5 protein-coding genes, 1 tRNA gene and 1 pseudogene are annotated in these 6,066 nt (G+C 66.4%); 3 read left to right on the forward strand and 4 right to left on the reverse strand.

What is annotated here, in order from left to right; all coding sequences use genetic code 11:
* Both AWB92_RS23745 and AWB92_RS23750 read left to right on the forward strand, forming a co-directional pair.
* On the forward strand, positions 1 to 1,356 hold a 1,356-nt coding region (locus AWB92_RS23745), incomplete at its 5' end, for a DUF4185 domain-containing protein (protein WP_193791425.1).
* 122 nt (positions 1,357 to 1,478) lie between these two features.
* Entirely contained in the window at positions 1,479 to 2,279 is an 801-nt protein-coding gene (locus tag AWB92_RS23750; protein ID WP_085190046.1) for a DUF732 domain-containing protein, read from the forward strand.
* A 663-nt stretch (positions 2,280 to 2,942) separates the two neighbouring features.
* Here AWB92_RS23750 and AWB92_RS23755 read toward each other — a convergent pair.
* The 4 genes from AWB92_RS23755 to AWB92_RS23770 all read right to left on the reverse strand — a co-directional run bounded on the left by AWB92_RS23755 (position 2,943) and on the right by AWB92_RS23770 (position 5,666).
* Entirely contained in the window at positions 2,943 to 3,377 is a 435-nt protein-coding gene (locus AWB92_RS23755; RefSeq protein ID WP_142282279.1) for a hypothetical protein, read from the reverse strand.
* A 270-nt stretch (positions 3,378 to 3,647) separates the two neighbouring features.
* Positions 3,648 to 3,720 (reverse strand) — tRNA-Arg (locus AWB92_RS23760).
* A gap of 41 nt (positions 3,721 to 3,761) precedes the next feature.
* Entirely contained in the window at positions 3,762 to 4,586 is an 825-nt protein-coding gene (locus AWB92_RS23765; RefSeq protein WP_085190050.1) for an LLM class F420-dependent oxidoreductase, read from the reverse strand.
* Positions 4,587 to 4,610: 24 nt separating this feature from the next.
* The gene (locus AWB92_RS23770) at positions 4,611 to 5,666 is read right to left on the reverse strand and encodes a poly-gamma-glutamate hydrolase family protein (protein WP_085190052.1); all 1,056 of its coding nucleotides are present in this window, start codon (positions 5,664 to 5,666) and stop codon (positions 4,611 to 4,613) included.
* A gap of 82 nt (positions 5,667 to 5,748) precedes the next feature.
* Between AWB92_RS23770 and AWB92_RS29615 the strand changes: the two are divergent.
* A pseudogene (locus AWB92_RS29615) lies at positions 5,749 to 6,066 on the forward strand (hypothetical protein); the annotation flags it as partial.

The raw sequence follows: 6,066 nt of genomic DNA on the forward strand, positions 1-6,066 counted from the left end.
CCGGCCGCGCCGCCCCCGATGCCGGCCCCCCAACCCGTCGTCCAACCGCCGACCGGACGTCGGCCGACTCACGCGAACGACCAGGCGCCGTTGCCCAGACTGGGTCCGCTGATCTCCTCGTTGCTCAAGCCGGGAACGACGGGCGGCCAGCGCTACTCCGCGCCGATACAGCCCCAGGCCGGCGTGGTTCCACCGCCCGGGCCCAACCCGCCCGCGCCGGGCTTCCCGCAAGTGCCGAACGCGGCCCCGGTCCAGCCGCAGCCGGCCCCACAGCCGGCGGCGCAGCCGGCGCCCCCGCCGCCGGCCAATATCGCCGGGGCACCGACGTCGCTGGTCGACTGGGTGACCGGACCAAACGGCCCGAACAAGACCCTCGAGCGATTTAGCATCTCGGGGACCGACCTCGGGATCATCTGGGACAACGGCGACCCCGTCAACCGCCAGGTGCTGATGGCCTTTGGTGACACGTTCGGCTATTGCAAGGTCCGCGGCCAGCAATGGCGATACAACACCTTGTTCCGCAGTTCGGACCGCGACTTGTCGCACGGAATTCACATCGCCGACGGGGTGCCCAACGATAAGTATTCAGGCTCACCGGTGTGGGCATCCAATCTTTCCAAGCAGGTCGTCAACACCATCCACAAGGCGCCGCACGAAACCGGCATCATCCCGACCACCGCCATGTCCCTGGGGCGAACCCAGTACATGAGCTACATGTCCATCCGGCAGTGGGGCCGGGACGGGGAATGGCAGACGAACTACTCCGCGATCGCGAGATCCGTTGATAACGGCCAGAACTGGGGGATCTTCCCCAGCAGCATTCGCACGGCCTCGGCGGACGCCATCCCCGGGGTCCCGTTCACGCCGGGGAACGAGAACTTCCAGATGGGCGCGTTCATGAAGGGGAACGACGGCTACATCTACCAGTTCGGCACCCCGTCGGGGCGCGGCGGTGCGGCGTTCCTGTCCCGGGTTCCCCCGAATTACCTGCCGGACCTGAGCAAGTACCAATACTGGAACGGCGACAACGGCGGGCACTGGGTGGCCGCTAATCCCGGGGCGGCGACGCCGCTGTGGCCCGGCCCGGTCGGGGAGATGTCGGCGCAGTACAACAGCTACCTCAAGCAGTACTTGGTGCTCTACACCAACGGTGGCAGCAACGACGTCGTGGCGCGGACCGCGCCGACGCCGACCGGACCGTGGAGCGGGGAGCAACCGCTCGTGTCGTCCTTCCAGATGCCCGGCGGCATCTACGCGCCGATGATCCATCCGTGGTCGTCGGGCCGGGATCTCTACTTCAACCTGTCGCTGTGGTCGGCATACGACGTGATGCTGATGCACACCGTTCTGCCATAGTGGCGATCGCAAGCGCGGCGTAGCCGGGCGCCGCGGGTCGCCACCATCGGACAAAGCGCACACGCGTTGTCAGCGGTCGCCGGGGCTTGCCGCAACGTCGTCGCACGCTCAGACTGGTTGACATGCGCGATCGGGAGGCGATCGACCAAGAGCTGCGGCGCATCGCTCTTGGGCGCCAATCGATGCGTGGGCAGGGTGATCGGCCGTCGATCCGAGACATCGACGCCCTGCTCGACGAGCGCCTGGGCCACCCCGTCGAGGTCGTCGAACCCGAGACGGTTGACGAGGTTCCGGTCCCGGCAGAAACCTCATCGCCGCGCAGCGCGCCTCGCAGGCGCAAGCGTCGGCGTCGCCGCATGGTTCCGCTCGCGGCGTTACCGCTGTCTCTGCTTGGCGTCGCCGCCGCCGCGGTGGCGGTCATGTTCGCGGCGCACAAATCGGACCCTGCGCCGTCGGCCGACCCGCCCTCGACGGCCGTCCAGCCCCCGGCGGCCGTCCCGCCCCCGCCGGCCGCTGCACCCAGTCCCGCCGCGCCGGCAGCACACGCCCCCACGCTTGAGATCGTCGACAGGGCGTTCATCGGCGCGCTGAAACAGGACGGCGTGCCCGTTCCGAGCAACGAGTACGTGACGAGCCATGGGCACGCGGTCTGCGAGTTCCTAGCGAACCAGCCCGACTTCGGCGAGGCCGTTCGCGTCCTGCAGCAATCCTCCGTATGGGACGCCAATCAAAGCGCCAGCGTCGCGGCCGGCGCCGTCGTCGCGTATTGCCCGCAGTACCAACCTTCTGGCCAGGAGCACCTGCAGACCGGTTTCCAAAACGCGCTCTCCGGACTGCAGGCCATCGAGCGTGATCTGCAGGGCATCAATGGCAATTTGCAAGACATTCGGGACGGCTTGCCGCCGCTGCCGGGTCAGCAGTAGTGTTGGCGTCGCCTATCGCCTCCACGTGTTGATGCGTTGGGCCACTTTGAATTTCCGCCTACCAGACGTTGTGGTATGAGTGGCGGCATCGCGGCGCAGGGTGATGATCGGGTTCGGCAATTTGAAATGGCGGCAATAATGGTGCCAGCAGAACTGATAGGTTTGTTTGCGTGAGCTGGCTACATCGCAGGGCTCGGGATCCGGTGGAGACGCCGAAGCCCCTGCCTGTCCTCATCCGGGGGTAGCGGGCAGGGGCGCTTTAGTCCCCTGGAGGCTTCCGCCTTGTCCCGCACTGATGCTCATAACCCGTTCTGGCTTCGACTCGCTTGCGGCGATCTCGCCGTCGAACCGCAGCATGCGTCCGATCACGGCGTCTGCGATCTCCCTGACCAACCTCCCGCAAGGTGGGAGGGCTGGTTACCAGCGACCAAATGTCACTGGGTGTTTCACTACACCGGCAGGGGCATTTGCTCCTGCTGGATGTGCCACGCAGGTCCGCAGCATCGCCAAGAGAACCGCAATCAGCGGCATCGTGACCGCGTAGCCCTACGCGCCGCACTTTCCCGGTGGCGTCAGGGCGATCAAGCCGCCTTCGATGATCTCGCGCCGCCTTCGCGCAGGTATTTCTGGTAGTCCTGGCCGCTCACGCTGGACCAGAGGTGATCACTGGCCTTGGCGCCTGAATGTCAGCTCGATAGACGCTTCCACCCCCAGCTCGCCAACGAAGTAAACGGTCCCTTTGCCTTTCACCCCAAGCCCAACCTTGAATTCCTCGATGCGAAATCCGGTTTCACTCTTCGGGGTCTGGCCAGCCAGTACCTTTTCCAACTGGGTCGTTATATTGTCGAGGCTCTTCTTCAACTCATCACCATCGACCTCGCTCACTTTTGCTACCACCTTGGCCGTTTTTCGGAATGGGCCGGAAAACGGCAATACCCAGACTTCGTCGTCGGACGGGGTGAAAGATTCGTCGTCGCCATCGCTGAATGGGCCCGAAAGATGATGTGGCTCCGGCTCGGTGGCCGCTGACCGAGGGACCTCGTCCACTAGAAGAGCCGGAATCATACCGATCTTCTCGGGAGTGGTTTTGCTGCTCACGGCTCGCACCTCCATCGCTGTTTGCCCCTAGCTGATAGTCCGACTGAGCCTACTAATCAACGAGCTGATTCGGACCACCCAGAACTACAACTGTTGCCCGCACCGCGTCGACGTTTGTCTGTCCGCAGAAGCTCGGTCACGCTGAACCCCCTCATTCCAGGAGTGTCAAGGATTCAGCCGAAGTAACTGTCAAGCATCAGCCGAAACACTGTCAGGCATCACCCGAAGACGAAATGTCAAGCATCAGCCGAGGTCATACAATGACAAAAGTGCCCCCGGCAGGATTCGAACCTGCGACACCGGCTTTAGGAGAGCCGTGCTCTATCCCCTGAGCTACGAGGGCGACGGGCTGAGCTTACCGGGGACAGCACGCGCGGCGACCGCTCACCGCAGTTCGGCGATCACCTTCGCGAACGTGTCGAGGTTGTTGTCCTGCACGGTGAAGCAGCTCAGGCCGTACTTCTCGCGCAGGCCGACCACCGTGTCGGCCATCTCGCGGGGTGACCCGCTGAGCACCGACGGCATCGACAGCAACTGCTCATCGGACAGGTCGGGTGCGTACCGGCGGGTCATCTGCAGGTCGGGTGCGCTCTCGCCATCGCGCGGCATCGCGGTGATCACCATGTTCAGCTCCAGCGCGTCGAACCGGTCACCGGCGGCGTTGCGGACGAACTCGATGCGTTCAGCGAGCGGGTCGTCAACGTCGTGCACCCTGGCGCCGGTCAGCCCGATGATGTCGGCGTGCCGGGCGGCCAGCGTCAGCACGCGATCGCCGTTGCCGGCGATGAGGATGGGCGTCGTCGGGTGATGTTCCTTGAGATACGTCGTCATGTGCCCCAGGTAGTCGACGCGCGCGCCGGCGCTGGGGTATGGCAGCTCGGCGGCCTCGAATTCCTCTCGGACGTATCCGGTGCCCAGGCCGATCTCGAGGCGGCCGTCGCTGAGCACGTCGAGGGCCTGCAGGTCCCTGCTGAGCAGGGCCGGCTTGTAGAACGCGGCGTTGAGCACATACATGCTCAGCTTGATCCGGCTCGTCACCATCGCGACCGCGGTCAACGTCGGCGACGGTGCCGCCGCGCCGAGATGGTCTGGCACGCACAAGATGTCGTATCCGAGATCTTCCGCCCGCTTCACCTTGTCGACCAACGCCGACCGGGACTTGAAGAACCGCATGCTCAACCCGAAGCGAAAATCCTTGCCCACCAACAACCTCCGTTCAACGACCAAAAACACTTACCAGGAACGCGCCGCGGCCGCCAGACCCCGCACCAGCTCAGAGGTGACAGGCGACAAGCCGTCGGCGCCCGGCAGCGGGCTGCGCGGACTAAGACCCCGCACCCGGACCGAAAGTTCCAGCTGGGTCCCGCCGCCGCGAACCCGGTTAACCGGGTTGTTGGAATGCAGGCCCCGCAGTTCCGGTGGGATGTCGTCGATGTCGGTGACGACCTGATAGCCGGTCAGCCGGATGTGCCGCGCCAGGTGGGCCGCCAGCGCGCGGTTGCGTCCCCCGGCGAGCAGCTGGGTGCCGCGCCCGATTCGGCCGTAGCCGTGCAGCGAGACGGCGACGTCGACATGATCGAGAAACTCCGCCAGCGTTGGCGATTCGTCCGGGTCGTAGCGGGCTGACGGCAGGTGGTGCGGGTAACGAGCGGGATGACGCACCACGTACACCGAGGCGTCGGCGGCCTCGGCGGCGCGTTCGGCGATGACGTCGGTCATCTCTTCCAGGCCGCCGCCATGGATGGCGAGGAAACCGAAACGCGATCGCAGCCGGCTCTCCTCAGTCACGCCGGGCTCGCTCAATAGCGCCGAAAGTGATTGCGGTGCAGGGGTTGTCGCGGCGATGGGGCGGGGCCAGCGGGACGGATCCCAGCGGTGCAGGAAGTCGATCCATCGTTGCGGTAGCCCATGCTGGGCGGCGCCGTCGATGATTCTGGGCAGATAGCCCGGCCGGGGCGGGCCCGGGATCACCCGGTGATCGATGTAAACCCAGGCCGGTGATGCGCCCTCGCCGGTGTGCACGGTCAGCCGGTCGCGCCGGTACCGCTCCGGCACGCCCTCGGCGCTGTCCAGCGTCGCCAGGTCGTCGTCGGAGACTTGCCACAGCACCCCGTGCACCTCGTTGCCGGCGAACGGCTCGACGGTGGCCACGCCGCGCTGGTTTATCAGCCAGTCGTGGTCGGCCAGCACCGCCGGTCGCGGATCCGCGGCGTCGGGGCAGCGCAGCGCCATCTGCCTGACGCACAGATTTGACCCGTATGCGAAATAGGGGTGCCGGCGGGCCGGCATCTAGGCGGTCACCGTCTGGGCGCTGAGAACTTCGACCAAGCTAACTCCCGCGAGCTTCTCCACGGACGACGACGTTCTCATAGTGCCGTACGGGGCGACCCGGGCGCTACAGACCGGTCACCGGAGGATCGGGCCGGCCGGACTCGACGGCGGTGGTGACGGTGGCGGGTTCGGCTTAGGCGGAGGGAGCGGCCGAGGTGGAACCGGCGCCGGCGTCCCGGAAGGCGGAGGCGCCTTCGGCGGCGACGGCGGCGGATACCGCGGCGGCGACGGATGGGTTCCCGAGGGTGGCGGCGGCAGCACGACCGGCGGCGGGAGGATCACTGGCGGCGGCAGTACCACGACGGGCGGGGGCAGAACCACCGGCGGGGGCGGCGCGATCGGCGGCGGCGGCGCGATC

This window comes from Mycobacterium sp. IEC1808, from assembly GCF_002101935.1.
Classification (GTDB): domain Bacteria; phylum Actinomycetota; class Actinomycetes; order Mycobacteriales; family Mycobacteriaceae; genus Mycobacterium.